Source organism: Bryocella elongata (assembly GCF_900108185.1).
In the GTDB taxonomy this organism is placed as follows: Bacteria; Acidobacteriota; Terriglobia; order Terriglobales; family Acidobacteriaceae; genus Granulicella; species Granulicella elongata.
This window is the reverse complement of sequence record NZ_FNVA01000006.1, coordinates 37,689-58,638: the sequence shown is the minus strand read 5'-3', so window position 1 is coordinate 58,638 and position 20,950 is coordinate 37,689. Positions and strand designations below refer to the sequence as shown.

The 20,950-nt window shown below is 62.7% G+C and carries 14 protein-coding genes; 7 read left to right on the top strand and 7 right to left on the bottom strand.

Annotated features, from left to right (window positions below; all coding sequences use genetic code 11):
• Positions 1-3 precede the first annotated feature (3 nt).
• Genes C4S68_RS16380 through C4S68_RS16370 form a run of 3 tightly spaced genes read left to right on the top strand, consistent with a single transcriptional unit; the run spans position 4 to position 4,821 of the window.
• Complete coding sequence (locus C4S68_RS16380) at positions 4-2,547, top strand: condensation domain-containing protein (RefSeq protein ID WP_103934190.1); 2,544 nt, start codon at positions 4-6, stop codon at positions 2,545-2,547.
• Positions 2,544-3,545: a hypothetical protein gene (locus tag C4S68_RS16375; RefSeq protein WP_103934189.1), complete on the top strand. Its 1,002-nt coding sequence runs from the start codon at positions 2,544-2,546 to the stop codon at positions 3,543-3,545. The genes C4S68_RS16380 and C4S68_RS16375 overlap by 4 nt, the downstream gene beginning before the upstream one ends.
• Positions 3,508-4,821 (top strand): glycosyltransferase family 4 protein, encoded by a 1,314-nt coding sequence (locus C4S68_RS16370; RefSeq protein ID WP_235011657.1) that lies wholly within the window; start codon positions 3,508-3,510, stop codon positions 4,819-4,821. Before C4S68_RS16375 ends, C4S68_RS16370 begins: the two co-directional genes overlap by 38 nt.
• Here the strand turns inward: C4S68_RS16370 and C4S68_RS16365 are convergent.
• Positions 4,758-5,903, bottom strand: a complete 1,146-nt coding sequence (locus C4S68_RS16365; protein ID WP_160115200.1) for an acyltransferase family protein — start codon at positions 5,901-5,903, stop codon at positions 4,758-4,760. The two genes, C4S68_RS16370 and C4S68_RS16365, sit on opposite strands and share 64 nt — an antisense overlap.
• Positions 5,904-6,063: 160 nt before the next feature.
• Between C4S68_RS16365 and C4S68_RS16360 the strand changes: the two genes are divergently transcribed.
• The 3 genes from C4S68_RS16360 to C4S68_RS16350 all read left to right on the top strand — a co-directional run bounded on the left by C4S68_RS16360 (position 6,064) and on the right by C4S68_RS16350 (position 9,015).
• Complete coding sequence (locus C4S68_RS16360) at positions 6,064-7,341, top strand: glycosyltransferase (RefSeq protein ID WP_160115199.1); 1,278 nt, start codon at positions 6,064-6,066, stop codon at positions 7,339-7,341.
• Positions 7,338-8,408, top strand: a complete 1,071-nt coding sequence (locus tag C4S68_RS16355) for a glycosyltransferase family 2 protein (RefSeq protein ID WP_235011656.1) — start codon at positions 7,338-7,340, stop codon at positions 8,406-8,408. Before C4S68_RS16360 ends, C4S68_RS16355 begins: the two co-directional genes overlap by 4 nt.
• A 172-nt stretch (positions 8,409-8,580) precedes the next feature.
• A complete protein-coding gene (locus C4S68_RS16350; RefSeq protein ID WP_235011655.1) occupies positions 8,581-9,015 on the top strand; it encodes an acyltransferase in 435 nt (144 codons plus the stop codon).
• On the opposite strand, the gene C4S68_RS16345 is transcribed toward C4S68_RS16350, so the two are convergent.
• The 6 genes from C4S68_RS16345 to C4S68_RS16320 all read right to left on the bottom strand — a co-directional run bounded on the left by C4S68_RS16345 (position 9,012) and on the right by C4S68_RS16320 (position 19,314).
• Positions 9,012-10,037 carry a glycosyltransferase gene (locus tag C4S68_RS16345; protein ID WP_103934185.1) on the bottom strand — a complete coding sequence of 342 codons (1,026 nt, stop codon included), beginning with the start codon at positions 10,035-10,037 and terminating at the stop codon, positions 9,012-9,014. The genes C4S68_RS16350 and C4S68_RS16345 overlap by 4 nt on opposite strands.
• Entirely contained in the window at positions 10,034-10,591 is a 558-nt protein-coding gene (locus tag C4S68_RS16340; protein ID WP_235011654.1) for a serine O-acetyltransferase, read from the bottom strand. The genes C4S68_RS16345 and C4S68_RS16340 overlap by 4 nt, the downstream gene beginning before the upstream one ends.
• A 3-nt stretch (positions 10,592-10,594) precedes the next feature.
• Positions 10,595-15,910 (bottom strand): exopolysaccharide transport family protein, encoded by a 5,316-nt coding sequence (locus C4S68_RS16335; RefSeq protein ID WP_146072184.1) that lies wholly within the window; start codon positions 15,908-15,910, stop codon positions 10,595-10,597.
• A 52-nt stretch (positions 15,911-15,962) separates the two neighbouring features.
• A complete protein-coding gene (locus tag C4S68_RS16330; RefSeq protein ID WP_160115198.1) occupies positions 15,963-17,021 on the bottom strand; it encodes a polysaccharide biosynthesis/export family protein in 1,059 nt (352 codons plus the stop codon).
• A gap of 140 nt (positions 17,022-17,161) precedes the next feature.
• Entirely contained in the window at positions 17,162-18,484 is a 1,323-nt protein-coding gene (locus C4S68_RS16325; protein WP_103934182.1) for a WecB/TagA/CpsF family glycosyltransferase, read from the bottom strand.
• A 191-nt stretch (positions 18,485-18,675) separates the two neighbouring features.
• Positions 18,676-19,314 carry a 4'-phosphopantetheinyl transferase family protein gene (locus C4S68_RS16320; RefSeq protein ID WP_160115197.1) on the bottom strand — a complete coding sequence of 213 codons (639 nt, stop codon included), beginning with the start codon at positions 19,312-19,314 and terminating at the stop codon, positions 18,676-18,678.
• A gap of 302 nt (positions 19,315-19,616) precedes the next feature.
• Between C4S68_RS16320 and C4S68_RS16315 the strand changes: the two genes are divergently transcribed.
• Complete coding sequence (locus C4S68_RS16315) at positions 19,617-20,945, top strand: O-antigen ligase family protein (protein ID WP_103934180.1); 1,329 nt, start codon at positions 19,617-19,619, stop codon at positions 20,943-20,945.
• Positions 20,946-20,950: the final 5 nt, after the last annotated feature.

The window sequence follows — 20,950 nt, the reverse complement described above, 5'->3', positions numbered from 1 at the left end:
CAAGTGGCACTGGAACTCGACGAACTCGTGAATGAACTCCAGACGGCGCAGGTTGCTGCCTCCGCGGATTTGTACGCCATGCCTGCGACGCGGGGACAAGTCCGCTTTTGGTCGCTGGATCAATTGAATTCCGGCAACCCTGCGCTGAACATGCCTTTGATGTGGCAGTGCGATGGCGCACTGGATGTTGCTGTCCTCACGCGGGCATTCGCCGCCTGCGTCGAGCGCCACGAATCGCTACGCACCACCTTCCTGCTGCGGGATGGACAGCTGATGCAGTTGATCCATCCGCACATGCCTGTCCCGATTCTGCTTGATGACGTCAGCGGTTGCCTGGGAGAGGAACGACGCCAGTCCAGCGACCGCATCACACGCGACCATGCAGCCTTCCGCTTCGATCTCGCGCGCGGTCCGCTACTCGCGCTTCGCCTGATCCGATTGAACGAATCGCATCATCTGCTGCTCGTCACGATGCACCACATCATCTGCGACGGCATCTCTAACGGCATACTGATGCGCGACATGCTCGAGTTCTACGAGGCTGGGGTGCGTGGCGTCGCGCCGCAACTTCCCGAGCTTCCCATCCAATTTGCTGACTATGCCGTCTGGCATGAAGACTGGTGCAACAGCGAGGAGCACGAGCGCTCACTCGACTTCTGGCGCAACACATTGGGCCGCGACGCCGCCCCCATCGCGCTCCCGACCGATGCGGATGCGCCCGAGCACCTGCCCGAACACAAGAAGAACGCCACGGGCGATATCCAGACGCTGCTGTTACCCTCCGACCTCACACAGCGGGCGTTAGCCTACTGCGCCAGAGAAGGCGTCACATTCAACGTGTTGCTCTTCACGGTCTTCTCCGCGATGCTCTCGCGGGCGACCGGGCGTCGTGACCTCACAATTGGATCTCCCTGCGCCAATCGAAGCGAAGAGACTGAGGAGCTCATCGGGCTTTTTATGAATATCCAGGTCCTGCGTGCCTTCGTGCGTGAGGACATGAGCTTCCGCGAGCTGCTCGACGCGGTAAATACGTGGACACTCGCCGCGGTGGAGCATCAGGCGCTGCCCTTTGAAGACCTGGTACATGATCCCTACTTCCGCGGCGACAATTCGCTCGAGATCCCGATCTTCTTTCTGTATCAGAAGTCGTTCATGGTCGCGCGCCGCATTGCTACGGCAGAGGGAAGCATCCACATCACCCCACTGCGGTCCGAAAGCCCCGGCGCCGTCTTCGACATGATGTTTGCCGTGGTCGACCGCGAGGAGGAAGGCCCTAGGCTACAGCTGGAGTTCAACCCACAGCTGCATCGCATGGATACCGTGCGCGGTTATCTTCGACTCTTTGTCGAGCTCATGCAGTCAGGCCTGGAAGATCCCACGACGGCAGTAGACCAACTCCCCGTCGTGAGCGACGAAGCCCGCGCGGTTGTTGGCCGCGGAAGTTCGACCCACGCACCGGCCGTGCAACGTATCGCGATGCAGGAATCGACAGTCGATCATCAGCGCTACATTGCGCCGCGCGATGTTCTGGAACGGCAACTCGCGGAGATCTGGCAGACGACGCTTGGCATTGAGCGCATCGGTGTGGAGTCAAGCTTCTTTTCGCTCGGCGCGGGGTCACTCGCTGCTCTGCGCCTGGTCACCCGCATGAACCGCACTTTCTCGATGGAGATCGGCCTTGCCGGGCTTGTGGGCGCGCCGACCATCGCTGCCGTTGCCGGCCTCATTCGCCGGCGGGTGTCCGCACGCAGCGAGTCCTCGCTGGTCGCGCTCAAGCCCGAGGGTACTCGCGAGCCGCTGTTCATCGTGCACGGCGTCGGTGGAAACGTCATCAGCTTCTATGGCCTCGCGCGTCGCATTGGCGTGGACCGGCCTGTGTACGGAATTCAGGCACAAGCATTGCTTCCAGGAAAGCCCGCCCTGTTGAGGATGCAGGACCTCGCACAGTTCTACATCGCAGAGATGCGAGCGCTGCAACCCTCTGGCCCTTATCATCTGCTTGGCTACTCCTTCGGGGGGACATTGGCGCTGGAGATGGCGCGGCAGCTGCGCGCTGCGGGGCAGCAGGTCGCGATGCTCGGGATGCTCGACTCGCGCACGCGCAAGTTCGATGAAGAACAGCGTAGCGGCTTCTCAACGCAGGAGAAGGCGCATCAGCGCGTCGATCGTCTGCGCGGAAACACTGAGACGCTCAGCGTCGAAGCGCGCCGCAGTTACATCGCCAGCAAGTTGCATACGCGCGCGATCCGTTACGCAGCGGCAGCAGCGGCCACGCTGGGGTTCCGCACTCTGCCTGCTTGGTTCAAAGACGCGAACGAGATCAACCTCGTCGCGATCAACCGGTATGTGCCCAAACCCTATGAGGGTGCTCTCATGCTCTTCCGGGCGCGAGACCAGGACTTCCCCAATGCTGCGCTCGAGCTCGGCTGGAAGGACGTCATCCGCGGCGGAATCGAGATACGCGAAGTGGACGGCAACCACGAACGCCTCTTCCTTGAACCCGGCATCGATGCCCTCGCAGCCTATCTGAATGAGGCCTTGCGATGAGTCTTCCCACTCCCGCACCCCTGCCGATCAAGCAACCGCGGCGCGTGTTCCTTCTGCTTTCACCGCGTTCCCTCTCCTACGCCAGGAGCGGCATCGCGAGCCTGCTGCGGCACGCGGACGAGCCCATTGCGCTGAATCTCATCACCGATAGCGCAGAGGACAAATCCAGACTTGCCGATGCCCTTGCGGATCTGTTGCCACAGGCTGCAGCTTATAGCATCACCAGCGAAGCCGGCCTCGCGGATGCCGAAGCTTCGCAGTTTGGCCGCTGGTCCAATCTTCGCGCCTTCCGAGCGGGCCATGGTTGCTGGCGAAAGATTACCGATCCCCTGCTGATGAGCGCACCGGGAGAGGAGATCGTCGTCCTCGATCCTGACACGTTCTTCCCAAACCGCTTTCGCTTCGAGCAGACACCTGCGACCGAGCTACGGCTTATGTGGCAACAGCCGAATTGCCTGTTGCCGCAGGAGGTCGTTCGCCGCGCGCTCGACAACAGCATCCGCCTCGCTCGACATGTAGACATCGGAGTCGCGCAGTGGAGTGCTCCCGGCGACGACGGCACCCTTGAATGGCTCGACTGGGTGCTGGGACGCCTGGGAGGCGCCCAGCTGCCACGCATGATGCACGTCGAAGCCATCGTGTGGTCTGCAATCGCGATGAAGCTCGGCGGTTCTTACCTCGATCCCGCACACTGGCTGTGCTGGCATCGCACGCAGCTCAAGCGCGTAGCTCGCAAGCTCGGAGTGCAGGGCGCGACGCTCTTGCGCACTGAGCCCTGGAGCACCATCAAGTGTTTCCACGCGGGTGGAGAAGCCAAGTCCTGGGTTGTGACTGCGGAAGAACTGGGCATCGTCAAACAGGGCGCTATGTGCCTCGGCGACGGAAACAGACTGCCCTTCGTTGAGCTCTCGCGTGAGCGTTATGAAGCCGAGCAAACCGCCAAGCGTATGCTTGCGGGACTTGGCTACTATCGACTCTTTCACGCGGGGCGGGCCTGACGTGGCGATACGGGTGCTCCTCGTCGCGGAGAACACCTCCACACGATGGGGCGGCGAGGCCATTCTTCCCTACCACTATCTGCGCGTCCTTCTGAAGCGCGGCATCGATGTGCAGCTCATCGTGCACGAACGCTGCCGGGAAGAGCTCGAATCGCTCTTTCCGGAACAGCAGGATCGCTTGCACTTCATCGCGGATCGCCCGCTGCAGAAGCTATTTCACTGGTGCTCGCGATGGCTTCCGCATCGTGTCGCGGAAGCCACCGTCGGACTTGCGAACCAGATGCTGACGCAGGCCGCACAGAGAGGCCTGCTGCGTACGTTGACCGATGCCAATACCATCGTTCATCAGCCAATTCCCGTTGCGCCGCGGTTCCCTTCCATGATCTACGACGTGGGGGCGCCCGTGATCATCGGCCCAATGAACGGTGGCATGGAGTATCCATCGGCGTTTCGCGGAAGAGAGTCGCTGCCGGGCCGCGCCGTGATCGACCTGGGCAGAGCTGTGAGCGATCTCGTGCAGAGGCTTATTCCAGGTAAGCGTAGAGCCCAGGCTCTACTAGTGGCCAATGACCGAACCCGGCTCGCATTGACTGATGCTTCCGATGCGCGAGTGATCCTGCTACCCGAGAACGGAGTCGATCTCGCGCAGTGGGGTGTGCCTGCTGTCCATCAAGCCATCGAGCCTCACTCAGCGGCCGCGCGCTTTGTCTTCATGGGACGGCTCGTAGACTGGAAGGCGCTCGACATTGCACTCGAGGCGATCTGCCAGGTCGATAACGTTGAGCTCGATGTCATCGGCGACGGTCCGATGCGTGCCGCATGGTGCGCCCTCGCGCAGACCCTTGGCCTTGGGGAGCGCGTTCGCTTCCTGGGGTGGTTGCCACAGAGCGATTGCGCGCAGATCCTGCAGGAATCACGCGGCCTCCTTCTGCCCAGTCTGTACGAATGTGGAGGGGCGGTTGTGCTCGAGGCGATGGCATGCGCGCAGCCCGTCATCGCAACGGCTTGGGGCGGTCCGCTCGACTATCTCGACGCAAGCTGTGGTTTCCTGGTCTCGCCCTCGAGCCGCGAAGCGATGATCGATGGCTTTCGTGATGCTATGCAACTGCTCGTCGAGCAGCCAGCGCTGGGTGAGCGAATGGGGGCTGCTGGACGCGCCCGGGTCGAAGAGCACTTCAACTGGGAGAGCAAAGTCGACACGATGTTGAAGGTTTACGAGTCGGCTCTTGCCTCAAGCACCGCACGCGCGGAAGAGCGTGTCACCGCAACAGCCTGAGCCCCAGCCGACGACCGCACGGCCTCATTGCGCCGCGCGCGAGGAACGAACCAACGCTCGACCCCGTACCAGCTTGCAATCGCGGCCAACAGAGTCAACGGCGTCGCGAGTACGAAGAGCTGCCACGGTGGCACTTCGTGTCCGAAACGGCTCATGATGATCTGTGCGATCGGAAAGGCGTAGAGGTACGTTCCGTAGGAGAAGTCTCCGAGTCTGGCCGCCCCGTGCAGGCGAAGCCAGGGAGCGAAGGCGAGATACAGCGCCAGGTACGTTCCCGCGGCAGGAAATACAAGCGTCCAGCCAAGGGATACGAAGCTGGCGCCGATCAACACGATCAACGCAAGCACCGCGCCGCGGGCGTTGAGGCGAATCCTGTCACGGAAGAGATACGCGACCACGCCGGCGAGATACAGCGGAAGCATTCGCGCCCAAAGCTGTGGCGACCCCAGCAGCTGACCAAGAAATTTGCCGCCAAGCACGATGCCTTTCACCTGCCACAACACACTGACTCCCACCGAAGCGACGAAGCTCGCAAGCAGGAGCCACTTCCGGCGCAAGAGCCCGAACGAAGCAAGAGCGGCGACGCCCAGGTAGCACCAGAACTCATACTGGATGGACCACAGCGAGCCATTGATCGGCCCCGGAAATGGATTCGCACTGAAGGCACTCGAGTATTCAAACTCGCAAAGCCGCAACGTTTGCAGAGCGAAGTTCCCCCACGCGGGTGAGGCGATCACGGCATGAGCCAGCGGCACTACGATCACCACGGAGAGGATCGCATTCACGATAAACGCCGGGTAGATGCGGCGGACACGTTTCTTCAGATAGGAGCCCACCGACGAAGACTTCTCGGCACTCGCGGTGATCAAGTAGCCGCTCAGGACAAAAAAGAGGTCGACGGCCAGCGCCCCCAGACTCATCTGTCCTCGCGTAAGTCGATAAAGCGGCTCTGTGGCCTCGGACCCCAACCCCAGCGCGTAGCTGTGCGAGTAGATGACGAGCACCGCGAGGCCCAGGCGCAACGCATCGAAGTTGTTCGATGTAGCGGGGAGTTCGGTCTTCGGTTTTACGTCAAGCGTCAAGGCATCGGTCCGTAGGGATGGAATGCGGCGATTCCAACCTACCTCGTCAAAACTGGTAGCGCAGTAGCCCATTGGTGGAAGCACCACGCCCCGAAGTTGAATGGCTTTGGGGGTATCGCGAGAGCAAGCTGATAACGTGCCGGCACTAGAACACAAAACCATGCCGCTTGCCCCGCCCCGCAAGGCCGCGCCGAGCCCACGCAGCAAGACGACGACACGTTACGCCTATCTGCTGAGCCGCTATCCGGCTGTCTCCCACACCTTCCTCCTCAAAGAGGTTCTGGGACTTCGTGCTCGTGGCCTGCATATCGAGACCGCATCGATCAATCTCCCGGACCGACCCTCAAGCCGTCTCTCGGACGAAGAACTGCGTGAGGCGAATGCCACGCGTTACCTCAAGGATGGCAATACCTTAGGTGCTCTGGTGCTCCTTGCACGCGCGATTGCAGCGCACCCTATCACCCTGCTTCGCGGTCTTCGCGCTGTCTTCGCTATCCGTCGACTAAGGCTGACCGAGCGAGGCTACTGGCTTTTCTATCTGGCTGAGGCTCTGCTTCTGGGACAATGGATGCGCTCCCGCAAGCTGAATCATCTCCACGTGCACTTCGGCGGGCCGGTGGCGGCGGTGGGCATGCTCACCTCCATCGCGTGGCGCATTCCCTATTCGCTGACGATCCACGGCCCGGAGGAACTTCTCAACACCGGAGCCGAGCATCTGAGTGAAAAGCTCACCCAGGCCACCCACATCATCTGCATCAGCGACTTCTGCCGGAGCCAGCTGATGCAACTGCTGCCTCCCGCACATTGGGGCAAGCTGGATGTGGTTCGCCTCGGCGTGGACCCCGCCGCGCTGACTCCTTCGCTTGCTGTTCAGAACGTCGATAACCGGCCTCTCGAGATCGTCTGCACCGGGCGGCTCGTTCCGGCCAAGGGACATCGCATCCTCATCGAGGCGCTCTACGGGCTGCGAGAGCGCGGGATCGAATTCTCTGCGACACTCATCGGCGATGGCCCCGAGCGCCTCGGCCTGACGGAACTTGTTCGCGAGCGTGGACTCACCGAGAAGATTCTCTTCACCTCCTCACTACCTCATGACGAAACGCTGGCACGCGTCCGCGACGCCGACATCTTCGTCCTCGCCAGCTTCGCGGAAGGCATTCCAGTCGCTCTGATGGAAGCCATGGCACTGGGAATTCCATGCATCAGCACCTCCATCGCAGGAATTCCGGAGCTCATTCACACCGGTCGCGATGGCATTCTCGTTGCGCCTTCGAACATCCGCGAGCTCACCGATGCACTGACCACGCTGGCAGGAGACGCGACCCTGCGGCAGTTCCTCGGCCGCTCCGCTCGTCGGCGCATCGTGCATGATTACAACCTCCCTTTGAACCAGGAGCGACTTGCGCAGTGCTTCAACGGAGAGGAGATGCGATCGTGAGCCCGGCGGTCATCGCGGAGACGTCGCAGGCCACGACGCTCAAGGCATTGGGCGACGCCGGACCGAAGCCCGATGCCCGTGAACCTGTGCGACCGGAGCTCTCCATCATCATCGTGAGCTTCAATACCCGCGAACTCCTGCGGGAGTGCATCACGTCCGCACTGCAGTTGTCCGCGCCCTTCAGCTCTGAGCTCTTCGTCGTGGACAACGCGTCTCGCGATGGCTCTGCCGAGATGGTCGCTGAAACGTTCCCTCAGGTTCGCCTATTGCGTACCACTGAGAATGTCGGCTTTGGCCGGGCGAACAATCTCGCTCTCGAACAGGCTTGTGGCCGATATCTTGTGCTGCTGAACTCAGACGCCTTTCTGCATGAGGACGCGCTTCAACGCGCCATCGCGCACATGGATGCGAACCCAGGTTGCGCAGCTGGAGGTGCTCGCCTAATTAGTCGAGACGGTTCGCCGCAACCCTCGGCGCGTATGTTCCATACCGTGCTTGGCGACGCTATCGTGCTGAGCGGCCTCGCGTATCGTTATCCACGTTCGCGCTTCTTCGGCCGCCTCGACCGCACCTGGAGCGACCTCACGCAACCAGCCAGCGTCGACTGGATCCCAGGCGCGTTCGCCATTCTGCGGCCCGAAGCTTTACAGCGTGTCGGCAACTTCGATCCTGCATTTTTCCTTTACTACGAAGAGGTTGATCTCTGCCGCCGCCTCAAGAACGCAGGGTACGAGGTCTGCTACTGGCCCGATATCGTGGTAACGCATATCGGCGGCGAGAGCTCGCGCCAGCTCAAGACACTGGAGTTCTCTTCCATCGCGGCACAGGTTGTACTGTGGCGCATGCGCAGCTCGCTGCTCTACTACCGCAGGCATCACGGCTCCCGCGCATGGGCTGCCAGGCGCATGGAGCAGCTGCTCTACACAGCTTCGTGGCTTCGCAACCTCGCGAGCCGCAGCGAGGAACGGCAACGCCGCGCAGTCCACTTCCGCGCACTCATCCGGCTGATGAACCAGGCCTGGCGCGATACGAACGGCGGCCGTATCTCACCGCCGCAGCCGTGGTGACGCGATGTTCGCTTCTACATCCTCGGGATCTCCATTGAAGACTCTGCTGACCGCGCCCTTGCGAATGCTCCTCCGCACAATCGAACTTCCGCGTGTCCTTGTAGTGAGATTGATCTCGCATGCAAGGCTCGCTGCCGCACTGCGCCATCCACTGCCGGCTTCTGTAGTCGTGATGGGCGCCACCCAGGTCTACGGCACCGGAAACATACGGTTCGGCGGCGACGCTCTCCTGTATCCCGGGGTCTATCTAGAGACCGAAGGAGATGGAGAGATCGTGCTTGGCAAGGGCGTTGTCTTGTCGAGCGGAGTGCACATCGTTGCTCGCTCCCGGATCGTTCTTGGCGATGGTTGCATGGTTGGCGAATACGCCAGCCTTCGCGACGCAAACCACACGCGCGAGTCCGGAATCACGCTGAGAGACTCGCCCCACGTCGCAAGACCCATCGTGCTCGGGCGAGAGGTATGGATCGGCCGTGGTGTAGCGGTACTCAGCGGAGTGACTTTGGGCGATCATGCGACGGTTGGTGCGAATGCTGTCGTCACGCGTGATGTAGCTGCAGGAGAAACCGTTGGCGGAGTTCCTGCGAAGCCCTTGCAGACGCGCTAGGACCGCTTGTATTCCACCAGCTTCATGGTCCGCCCCTTGCGCCGGCCGACTCGATACCGCCACTGGCCGACCGCAATTGGAATCTGCTGCAGGTGCGAGTGCACACCGTAGAGCATCAGCGTGATCGGGTCTGCCTTCTTCCATCTCGCCTTCCACGCCGAGCGCAGGAAGACCATGGGGAGCAACGCAAGCGTGAGCAACGGCCACGCGGATCGCAAAAGCACACTCCCACTGATCGCGATCACCGGCACAGCGATCAGCACGAGAGCGTGGAGCCGGTTCCTCCGCGACTCCTCGGACCACAAGGGAAACTTTGTACCTGCAAGCCGGGTCGAGACCTCGGCGTAGGCATGACCTGCTCGTTCGGCGCGCTTCCAGTACTGCGCAAAGCGATCGATCGCCAGGTCATGCTCCGTCATTGGGGTATCGATGTGCAGGATGCGGTGACCGAGGATCTGCAATCGCTGGCAGAGTTCCGGCTCCTCGCCGGCGATCAGCGTCTCGTCATACCCACGGGCCGTGATGAGCACGCTGCGACGGAAGATTGCGTCGCCGCCACAGAACGGAACGATTCCCGGAGCATAGATCCAGTCGAGATCCAGCACGCGCGAGTAGATGGAACGCAGCGGCTTTCTCTCGCGCCGATGGCCCCAGACACAGGCGATGCGCGGCTGCGCAAACTCAGGGAGTGCTTTCTGCACAAACTGCGGGTCGAGGATCGTGTCGCCATCGAGAAAGAGCACGAACTCGGCCTGCGATTCGTGCCAGCCTGCATTGCGGCCAAGCGCCGCCGTCGGCCTGATGGGATGAAGCGCGACGACGCGGGCTCCGTGCCGTCGCGCGAGCTCTACGCTGTTGTCCTTCGAGTCGGAGTCGACGTAGATCACATCGACCTGCAGGCCCTCGCGGTCCATACGTGCGATCGACTCCAGGCACCGCTCGAGACGCGCACCTTCGTTGCGACCGATGATCACAACACTCAGCGTCGCAGCTACCACCGTGCTCGATGTCGTGAGACTCATCGCAGCACCAGATCTTCCATGCCTGCTTCAACAGTTGGAACGTCATGGCTGCGACGCGAAAGGATACGAGCGGGAATTCCGACGGCGACGCAGCCATCCGGTACGTCACAGAGCACCACTGCATTGGCGCCGATGGCCACATCGTTTCCAATCCGGATTGGCCCCAGCAGTTTGGCTCCGGCGCCTATGTCCACGCGATCACCGATGCATGGCGAGCCACGCTGGCCGCGATGACGAAGCCCTACGGTAACACCATTGCGAATCACGCAGTCTTCGCCAAAGACGGCGTCGCCGCTGATGACGATGCCGCCGACATGCTCGATGACGAAGCGGTCGCCCAGCTTCACCTCGCACGGCAGTTCAATGCCACAGAGGCTGATCGAGATGAAGTGCAGCACGCGATAGGCGAACGAGAAAGGCATGCGCAGGGCGCGCGGGCGGATGCCATAGCGCCAGTTGCCGAAACGATAGACCATCAGAGCCCAGAAGCCATGCCGCGACCAGTCGCGCTGATGCGCGATCCAGTCGCTGCGAATCTGGCGAAAGATGCTCATGGGCTAACGTGTGGCAGACCTGCGCTGCGGCTCCTCTTCAGAATCGTCGCGATCCTCAGCGAAACGCGCACCTGCGGGACCGAGCACATCGGCGCTGGTCGAGTGAGGATCGAAGCGACTCAGCATACCCCAGCGGCCAGGCTGTGGGGTCAGTTCATCGACCTGAGCGGGCGCTGAAACAGGCGGCTTGCGCGTCTTCCAGGGGGTGGGCGCTTCAAACTCGACCTCAGCCGCCTGGAGCTCGTACCGTGAGGATTCAACGAGCCGCTGGTACCCATTGACCGGGTGACCGTTGCCATTGCTGGCGTGGCCGTTACCGTTGCCATTTGTCGAAGTGCCGTTGCCATTCGAGGGAGCGTGCCCGTTCCCGTTGAAGCGGAGCGTTTCCCCCGCGTCGGCACGCGGCATCGGAGTCGCAGGATGCGACTCGTGAAAGTACAGCGGCCCGGACTCTTCGAAGGAACGTACCGGGGCCTGCGCCAGGGTACGCGCGAGCACCGCCTCGGCCGAAGCACGAGAGACCGCGGACGGTGCATGGCTCGAGTAGAGAGTCGAGATGGGATTCGTCGGCAGAACAGCGTGGGTCTGCGAGTTGTTGACGGCCTCGATCACGGGCTGAGGCGCGGCCTCCGCCACCCGGATGACAACCGGAGCGGCCATCGATTCGGTCGGAGCCTCAACCTGGAGTGCAAGACCCGGTGCCGGAGTGGGTGCCGCTTGAGCCGGCTCCGCGTGAGTTGGTGCAACCGGAGCGTAGCTAACCGGCTTGGGCGCGGGCTCGGCATCTGCATCGGCGATGGGAGCCGGCTCGACTGCGACGTGCGGAACTGATTCCGCAACGACAAGCGACTCGTTCTGCGAGGCCTCGCGGAAGTGGTTCTCGAAGGTCTCGTACCAGGGTCGCGATTCCGCCTCCTGGTGATCCGACGGAAGAAGCGTTGCATTGCGCGCGAGAGTCGGCCAAGACGGCCACTGCAGCTCTGGAACGACTTCGCCTTCCGGCTCCGCATCCAGCGCAGCTGCGGGCTGCTCGAAGTGCGCTGCCGAAGCAAACTCGGGGACGGGCATCGAAGCTGCGGGGAGCGTCGAGGCCGGGATCTCGTAGGCCTTCAGCTCAGCCGGCACGCCGAAATCAGGAGCATGGATTGCATCCGGAACCGACCAGCTGACAGGCGCTGAAGCGGAAACCTGCGGGGCCTCAATCGAAACTGACGGAGTGTACGCGGAAAAGCTCGGGACTGCAGGCTCTGCGATCACAGGCTCTACGAAGGATGCTGCTGCTGCCGAAGGCGCACCCCACGCAGACGACGTAACCTCGACTGCGGGAACGGACGGCTGAGCGTGCGAGTAGCCGAAGTGGATCTCCGCGTCGGTGGGGCGTGCCGTGGCCACCGACGCGACCGGGCGAAGGTCAGACGCACTCTTCGGCTCGGGCGCTTGAATCGGCTGAAACGCAGAGGCTGCGTACAGAGGGCCAGACGCCAGAGCCGGCACAGGCTCCGGCTGCGACTCTGCACTTCTCGGCTGGGCAAACCAGGTCGCGGCCGGCTCCTCGACCTGCGAACGCGCCACGCCATCTGAGAAGCGCGCCAGCAGTTGGCGGATACGCTCGGCCTCAGCACTCGAAAGCCAGCCAGGCATGTCTTCATCCGGCGCCTCGACTGCGGACGCTGAACTCACAGGAGTTGCGGCGATCGGGCTGGCGACTACCGGTGTCACAGCCTCGGCAGCAAATGCTGCGTGGTGGCCGGAGATATGCTCACGCCGCGGAAAAGAAGGGGTTGGAGGCGCGGCGGGAAGCTCAGCTGCCATCTTTGCGGCGAGGCGCTGGGCCGCTACGGCCGCTGCACTGCGGGCCGAGCTGATGGCGATCGGTTCGGCGACGCGCATCTCCGGAGCAACGCGAGCCGATGCGAGCGGAGAGGACAACTCATCGCGTAACACGTACATCGACCCGGCCGGGTCGACTGCGGTCGCATGCGCCGGAATGAGCTCGGAGCGAAGATGATCCGTGGTCATCTCGGCTGGCGCGACGTGACGGAAGGTACCCGAGTCCAGCCGGGGATCGACGAGCGCTACGGGAAGGGGTTCGGCCGCACGAGCGACTTCCCGCCGGTGCTGCTCCCTGGCAAACGGTGTGAGCTCCGGATCAGGGAAGTGCGCGGGCGCAGGGTCCAGTGCGGTAGCCGGTGGCTGGGGCATGCGGGCGGCGATCACATTCTCCGACGGCACATAGACCGGATAGAGAGCTCTGCGGTCGGAGGATGGAGCAGGGGGCGTCGGCCCCGTCGCGGCCTTCGACACTGCATGTTGCATCGGCTCTTCGGCCACCGGATGCAGCGCATCGTCCGACGTGTGCGATTGCGGTGCATAGGACGATGAGGAATACGTCCAGGGCATTCTTGCTTCAGAAAGCGGCGACACCTCAGGCTCAATCGCCTCGGGCTCGGACTGTCCCCAGGGCATTCTCAACTCACGGAGAGTGTCGAAGTCGGGCTGGTGGGACGAGGGCGCGGCAGCATAGCTTTCGGACATGTAGCCCTCAGCTGAATGATTCCCTGAATCGTAGCCAGCAGAATCGTAGCTTGAAGCGTCGTAGCTGTTGCTTTCGCGGTCAGGCGCGTGGTTCTCGGGAGCGAAGCTCCACGCAGGCTGCATCGGCTCCGCAGGCACGAGGTCCTGCATCAGAGGATGACGCTCCGGGATGACCGGCGGCGCGGGCTCTGCGGGGATGTAGCGCGAAGGAAGCTGCGGCGTCGGTTCGGCCGCGGTTCGGCCAAACTCCTGGCTGGAGTTCGACCGACGGGGCTGCGGCTCTGGGCGCTTGAGCACACGATCAAAGGCGCGCTCGATCTCCGAGCCAATCACTGCCGGAGATTCCTCCTCCGGATTACGTTCAAAGAAGCGGAAGAAGCTTCGACCCACGGCTGGACTCCCATCAGGCAGATCATCTGCGATGTTGTTGTCTGTGAATTCCACTTGCGCAAGGCTCTTGCGCAGGTCGTCCATCTTGTCCCGCATGGGGACCTCCCGGGTGCTGGCCGACGAGACCGGACGAGAGATAGTGGCAGGTGTGACGTTCGGTCGAGCAGCGGTCACGCACTCCACGTAAGGCGTACCATCCTGCTCTTCGTGCTGGAAGGATGAGATTCGATCTTCGTACGGGGCCTGATCCTCGTCGGGAGCACGCTTTGGCTCCACGATACCAAGTTTCCCGGCGTCTTCACGGGCAGAAACCACTCTCTCCTGCCGGGCGCGACGCTCCATCATGTCGTACACACGATCTTCCAACACTTTAGGCTCGGCGGTCGCGGTAGGAATTGCACGCGCTGGCCGGCGGCGCTCGGCCTCTGCGATCGACGCGCGCATCTCGGCTCCAACGACGTTGCGGTGCAGTCCGAGCAAGGCCACTCCGATGCCATCGGCCTTGAGCCGCTGCAGCAGGAGGGCGCACTCTCGGATCTCTTCGTTGGTCGTGAAGGCGCTCTCGACAACGAGGATCGTCGCGTCTGCGGTACGCACCGCATACTCGGCCTCCGCCGAATGCATCAGCGGCCGGGCCTCGAGCAGGATCATGTCATAGCTGGACTTGAGCCGGTCCAGGCTCGCGGTCGCGAGGCCGTCCTGCAAACCTGGCCGAACCGCTGCCGGCTGGACGCCGACGTTTTGCCCCAGCAAAGCTTCGTCGGCAGAGACGGCCTGGGTCTTGAACCCAAGACCGATAAGCTTCAAGCGCAACGCATGGACGAAGCCCGAGATATCAGTGGTCGGAGTCGCTGCGGTGAAGACGAAGGTCCTCGCCTTACCCACACGATAGGCGCGTTCGAGGGCGGCGGCCATGCGCAACAGGTATTCTTCCGCAGCTACGCTCGATACCTCTTCTAGCGCCGGCATCGACACCATGGGCAGGAATCCGATCTGCTCCTCCACGTCGCCCTCGGTGTAGAGGCGCGGGTCACGCTTGCGGGCGAAGACTGCAGCGGCAATTCCGGCGAGGAGGCCGAGAGGCAATGCCAGCGCAAACAGCAGTCTCTGTTTGCTGGGCTCAGGCTTGGATGGCACCGAAGCGGCAACGACCAAGTGCGTGGTACCGGGGCCATTCGTATCCAGCGAAAGACTGCGAATCGCTTCTTCAACGGTGGTGTATCGATTCTCCAGCCGAGTGATATCTGCAGCCAGCTCGGTCGCCCGCTGCAGCCGCGGCGCCGCAGTATGCGCCAGCGCGGTCTGCTGTGCCAGTTGCCCGTTGAGCCGGGCCTCCACATCGCCCGTTCGCTCGAGGTCCAGTCGAAGCTTATCTTCCAGCTTGCGCTCTGCAACATCACGCAGCTGCGTCACGCGGCCATCAAGCTGCTTGTCGAGCTGCGCGATCTCCTGCTGGTCCTGCTTGTAGACCGGATTCGCCGGCGTCAGAGCCGCCATCTGGCTGGCCAGTAGCGCGCGCCGCTGGGTGATGGTCTGCTTCAGCGCGGTCACGGTGGCATCGCTGGCAATCGCATCGTCGGCGACGGCCTTCGCGCCGTCAGGGTCCTTAGCCGAGGCAATGGTTGCGAGCTGAGCGGCAGCAATATCGTGCGCCTGGCGTGCGCTCACCAGCTCAGAGCGAATGTTCGCGAGCTGCGAGTCGAAGGGATTGCCGAACGAACCCGCCGGGTCCGCCACTCCGAGCTGCTGGCCAAGCTGGGTCTGCTCTTTCTGGTCTGCGTCGAGCTCCGCCTGGATGCGTGCGTGCTCTTCCTTGAGCAACTGCAAGCGGCCATCCTGCCGCACCGTCTCGTCGTGCCGCCCTTGCTGCAGGAAGATATTGGTCGCGGCGTTCACAACATCCGCAGCCTGACGTGGATTCGGGCTGCTGAGGCTGATCGACAGCTGGTAACTCTGGGCCACGCGCTGCACCTTCAGCGAGGCTGCCAGGCGAGCTGCAGCGCTGTGAATGTCTTCTCCCGGCAGCTGCCACGTGCCCGCGGGAAGGGTCGCGATCGCCTGCTCCAGGATGTCTGGCCGCGTGGCGGTCTGCATCTGCTGCTGCAGGTAGGAGTCGTAGCGGGAGGGATCGTAGACGCCCGGTGTGCCGTCGTCGACGCTGCGTGTCACCAGGGGCTCCACGTACGTCATGCTCTCCGCCTGGTACATAGGCTTGCGCGAGAGGGCGAAGATCACCACCAGCGCAAAGACAATCGTACCGACCGACAAGGCAAGCGGGACATGTTGCCGCACGCTGCGCACAACGTCCAGACGGAAGGCAGGCGGAGCCGCGGAGCGCGTTGCCGCGCCTCCCACTGCGGGAAGCTCCAGTCCGTCAATTCGTGATGGCTTCATGCTTGCTTTTGGGCCCCTGAGCCACCTGGATGAGGTGACCGTTGTCCTTCGATCAATGCGTGAGGAATGCGCCGGCGGTGAACATCGTCACCAGCGGAGAAAGTTTGTCCAGGGTGTACGCGACACGGTTGAAGCCACTCATCGGGATGTACAGCACATCGCCGGAGTGCAACGTGAGGTCGAGATTATGAGCTTCGAGTACTTCCTTGAATGAAATTGTCCGGGTCTTTCCCGTCGTCGTAGAGATGATCTGAATCTGCGGGTAGCGACCAGCATCCGGAGTGAATCCACCGGCGAGGCCGATTAGCTTCGCCACGGTGCTCGAATCGTCGAGCTGGATGGCGCCTGCGTGCTGCACCGATCCGAGGACGGAGACGTAGCGCTCCGCAGCCGACGGCACATAAACGATGTCGTCCCGTTCCAGCCGGATGGCCGCAAGAGGGCTGCCCGAGTCGAGAAGCTGCTTCAGGTCAACCCACACAACCTTGTCGGTGCCCCGATAGATCGCGACGCGCTCCGGCACAGCCGGACCGCGAGCCGTCAGGTTCGAGGTCATGTTGTAGCTCGCATCGGCGTGCGTCGTGCGCGAGCTCTCCAGCGCACCCCCACGGGCGATCACCTCGAGCAGCGTCGGTGCACGGTCGAAGGTGACAAGCCCCGGATGTTCGACGGCGCCCAGCAGCATCACCTGGTTGGACGTGTACTTCTCCACACCGACGGTTACCGTCAGGGCCGGGTAGTACGGTTCGAGTGCCGTGGCGATCGAGGTCGCAGCCTCTTCACGCGTCCTGCCTGCGACAAGAATCGATCCGGCGATGGGAAGAGTGATCTTGCCGTCCGGTCCAACCACCTGCTTGGAGTCCATCTCGGGACGGCCGCCGAAGTTGACGACGATCGCATCGCCTTTGCCCAGCTGATAGGGAGCGTCTGGCGCACTTTCCAATGCGCGGAGTTGCAATGTCTGGCTGGCCTGGTTGGACGGAACGTCCGACGGACCACCCTTCTGAGCCTGCGACGTTCCCCATGCGCTCGCAAGGAGCAGGGCGCACGCGACGGACGACAGAGCGCGTCTGCCGATGCGGTCGATACGCTGGGGAGTATGGCACGTCACAGAGCGGTCTCCAGGTTTCTCCAGACGAGGCTGGAGGATCTGTTTCAGGCTCTTAGAAAGGGATGGGGTATGACTAGTCCCCGTAAGTGTCAGTGTACCGTCGGCGCCAGATACAACCTTTGGCCCTGCGGAGACGCAATTCAAGCGCGAGGAGCCCGGCGCTGACGGCGCGAATCGCGGCGCTCCTGCCCAGCGTAGGGCTGGGTGTTGCGCCGCCGGTCGCTGGTTGGGCGACCCGCAAGGCGAACAGCCTCAGGGACATTCCGGACAAAGCGGACCATCTCGGTAAGGCCGGCCGATTCCACCAGCCGTCGCACCGGCTCGTTGATGCCGACCGTCCACACGGGAAGCTTCGCCGCGGACATGATGCGGCGCGCTTCCAACAGGGAGCCAAGGCCATCGGCCTCGATGCGTCCCGTCAGGACCAGGTCGAAGATCAGCATCTGCCCGCGCCGCGCGGCCGAAGAGGCCTCGCGCACCACAGCGTAGCAGTCCGAGCCCGTCAGGATCTCCGGAACCCGCAGAATGCGCGTTTTCTCGTCGGAGGTGACCTCCATGGGCCAGAGCTTGGCCTGGCTGCCCTGGCGCCTGCTCGCGGAAAGCTCGGTCGGAAGATGATGCATCAGCGCGCGGAAGTCACGAGCATACCGCGGCAGCAGACGGCGAGGCTCCTGCGCCATGCGGAAGAGCCACTCCAGCTGCATCGCCTGAATGATGCCCGGAGCACGGCGGAGGCTGCCCGCGATCATATCCAGCGAACCGCCGATGCCGATGGCCACAATGCCTTCCAGGCGATCGCGATTTCGTGCGATCCACAGCTCCTGCTTCGGATTGCCGAATGCCACCAGCAGAATCCGCGTCTTGGCGGTGTGGATTCGCTCAAGGATGGCATCATCGTCCATCTCATCAAGCGGACACGGAGGAGGAGCATAGCGCCCTGCGATGTGCAGCCCCGGGAATCGGCCCTCGAGAACCTGCACCGCGCGGTCCGCGCGGGATTCCGTCGAACCTAGCAGGTAGATACCGTAGCCCTTGTCTGCGGAAAGCTTCGCGAGGCGCGGAACCAGGTCTACACCGGTAACACGCTGCTTCAAGGGTCGATTGAAGAGCTTCGCTGCCCACAACATGGGGGCACCATCGGGGACGACCATGGTGCAGTCGCAGATGACGCGATGCAGATTGGCGTCGACGCGGGCGTTTCGCGCGAAATCGAGATTGGCTGTAGCGATCTGTTCGAAGCGGCGCGCCTCGATGGCATGCTCAATGTGAGCGACAGCCTCATCCATGCTTACGTTGGCGATGGGAAGCCCGAAGAGCGCGACCGTGCGAACATCCGGCGCGATCGAAGTAATGTGCGCCGTGTCGGCGAAGCTGGGCCGCCGCGGAATGGTACGCGCACCGGCCGGCCCTTCGAGGACGCCTGCACTTTCCCGGGGATAAGTCCACGACGCGAGAAGTGACACGGTGCGCTCCTGACTCGGGGCGCTGTTCGCCCGATGTCTTTGCAAAGACTAGGAGGGGGTGCCTGCCTTCTCAATACAACTTCCGCATCCCGGTGCAATCACTTGTCAGTAACCTCGGTGGTATTCGGTAACGTCTCAGGCGTATTACCAGGAGGGGATGCGTTTCGAATATCCGGAGCCATCAAGCGTTGTCAGGCGACGCGAACCTGGGAGAACGCTGTCCCGGCCTGAAACAGTGAAGCCACGTTCTGCTCGTCCAGCACGACACGGTGTACCAGCATGCCCGGCTTAGCCAACGCGATCGCTGCCGTGAACTGGCCTTCGGCGGGCACGTCCCGCACATACCAGGAGCCCATTCCGCACTCCAGGCTGTCGATCACAAGGGACAATTCTTCCGGCAGTGCAGGCGAGACGTCGAAGCCATCCAGAGGTAGCGTCAGTCCATCTCCCGCGGCCTTGACGACCGCTTCCTTCCGCGTCCATAGGCGGAAGAAACAGCGCGCACGGCAGTCTTCCCTGGCGCGCACGAGGACGGATCTCTCCGCCGCGGCGAAGTGGCTACCCGCGATCTCCATGAACTCCACTTCGGGGTCGATGGCCTCGATGTCGACACCCACCGACACTCCCTGGGTCATTGCAATCGCAATGCGTCCCCCTGCATGCGAGAGGTTGAACTCGATCGGGCCGGATCCCGGCATCAGCCTGGGCTTGTGCTGTGGGATGGCCTCCAGCGGCACCGCGCCGGCGCTACACCCCAGCCGTCGAGCCAGCAGCGAACGTAACAGCGCGCGGCCCAGCAGGAACTCGGATCGCGCCTCTGGCAAGCGCATGCGCTCTGCACCGCTGCGTTCTCCCGTAGTCAATAAGGCAGCTGCCCGTTCGAGGAGCCATGGAGCGGAACCGGCCGGGAAGCCCGTAAGCCACACCACCGCCGACTCTGGAGTTGGCAGAAGCTCTTCACCGGCAGGTAGAACGCGATCCATCCTAACGTTTGTGCCATGCGACGCACGTGTTGGAACATCCCACAAAAGGCGTCCCAGCGTCGCGGAGAGGGGCATCGTCAGACCTTCAGCCACGACCTAGACTAAAGCTCCCTGGGAGTCCATGCCCGGAACTCCAGCGGCTGCCGGCCATGTCGATCGTGATCCTCATCCCGTGCCTGATCTGCATCGTCGGCCTCTTCTACTGGTCGCTGACGAAGACGTTTCTCAACGTCTATCTGACGGTCTTCATGCTGATCCCGACCTACTTCTTCTGGAAGGTCGCGGCGCTTCCCCCGATCAACTTCTCCGAAGCCGTGCTGGTGCCGCTATGCATCGCCATCCTGATCAAGGAGCTCCCGCGCTGGCGTTGGACGGTAGCCGACCTGGCGCTGCCGCTCTTCATCATCTCCTCGTACTACGCCGAGTACCTCCTCGACATGCGCACCAATGCGATCTTCGACGGCTTCAACACCGTCGCCCTCGCGTTGACGCCTTACATGATCGGCAAGACGCTCATCGAGCAGCACGGCGCCCGGGTGGCTACGGTGAAGCGGTTCACCTTCCTGCTCTTCCTCGGTTGCATCCTCGCGCTCTACGAATACCCCATGGGTCGCAACCCATACTCGATGATCTGGCAACCGCTCTTCCCCGATGAGTCCTTCTCCTGGAAGACCCAGATCCGGTGGGGATTCGGTCGCGTCTCCGGGCCTTTCGGGCAATCCGAGCTTGCCGGCATGGTGCTCTTCACAGGGCTCGTCTTCGCAATTTGGCTGCTTCATCGGCAGCAGTGGGAACCGCGCTTCAAGGGCCTGGAGTGGACTCCCGTCTCCAAGCCCTTCGCGATCATCGGTCTCCTCGTCATCACGCTCCTGATGACGCAGGCGCGTGGCCCCTGGCTTGGCTGTCTTGCAGCGCTTCCCGTGCTCTTTGTCGGGCGAGCAAAGAATGTGAAGCGCACCGCCAAGTTCGCCTTCGTCGGGATCGCGCTCTTCGGCGCCATCGCCTACTCCGGCCTCAAGAACTACGTCAGCGACGGCGCTCCCGCCAGCGATGAGCAGCAGACCGCGCAGTACAGAAGCCAGCTTCTCGATAACTACGCCCCCATCGCACGCGAGGGCGGACTTTGGGGTTGGGGCGATACCTTCCCCCAGGTACCGGGACAAGGCTCCATCGACAACGAGTACCTCTTCATCGCCCTGACGCAAGGCTTCGCTGGCCTGGCTGCCCTCTGCCTGCTCGGCGTCAGCACAGTCATACGTCTCGCTTATATCGCTCTGAATGCGCCGAATCGCGATGACAGCAGCTTCGCTTTCGCACTGCTGGGGATCTTCATCGGGCTGCTCGGCACCATTACGACCGTCTTCCTCGGCAATCAGCCCTACGAGCTCTTGTTTCTGCTTGCAGGCTGGGCGCAGGCCATCCCTATGCCGCAGCGCGTTCGGCAATCTGCATTCCAATTCCAGCAGGTGTACACATGAGGTCC

Coding starts and splice junctions, on each gene's coding strand:
- C4S68_RS16375 (WP_103934189.1), top strand. CDS start 2,544: ATGAGTCTTCCCACTCCCGCACCCCTGCCGATCAAGCAACCGCGGCGC.
- C4S68_RS16360 (WP_160115199.1), top strand. CDS start 6,064: ATGCCGCTTGCCCCGCCCCGCAAGGCCGCGCCGAGCCCACGCAGCAAG.
- C4S68_RS16350 (WP_235011655.1), top strand. CDS start 8,581: ATGGGCGCCACCCAGGTCTACGGCACCGGAAACATACGGTTCGGCGGC.
- C4S68_RS16345 (WP_103934185.1), bottom strand. CDS start 10,037: ATGAGTCTCACGACATCGAGCACGGTGGTAGCTGCGACGCTGAGTGTT.
- C4S68_RS16340 (WP_235011654.1), bottom strand. CDS start 10,591: ATGAGCATCTTTCGCCAGATTCGCAGCGACTGGATCGCGCATCAGCGC.
- C4S68_RS16335 (WP_146072184.1), bottom strand. CDS start 15,910: ATGAAGCCATCACGAATTGACGGACTGGAGCTTCCCGCAGTGGGAGGC.
- C4S68_RS16320 (WP_160115197.1), bottom strand. CDS start 19,314: ATGCGCTTGCCAGAGGCGCGATCCGAGTTCCTGCTGGGCCGCGCGCTG.
- C4S68_RS16315 (WP_103934180.1), top strand. CDS start 19,617: ATGTCGATCGTGATCCTCATCCCGTGCCTGATCTGCATCGTCGGCCTC.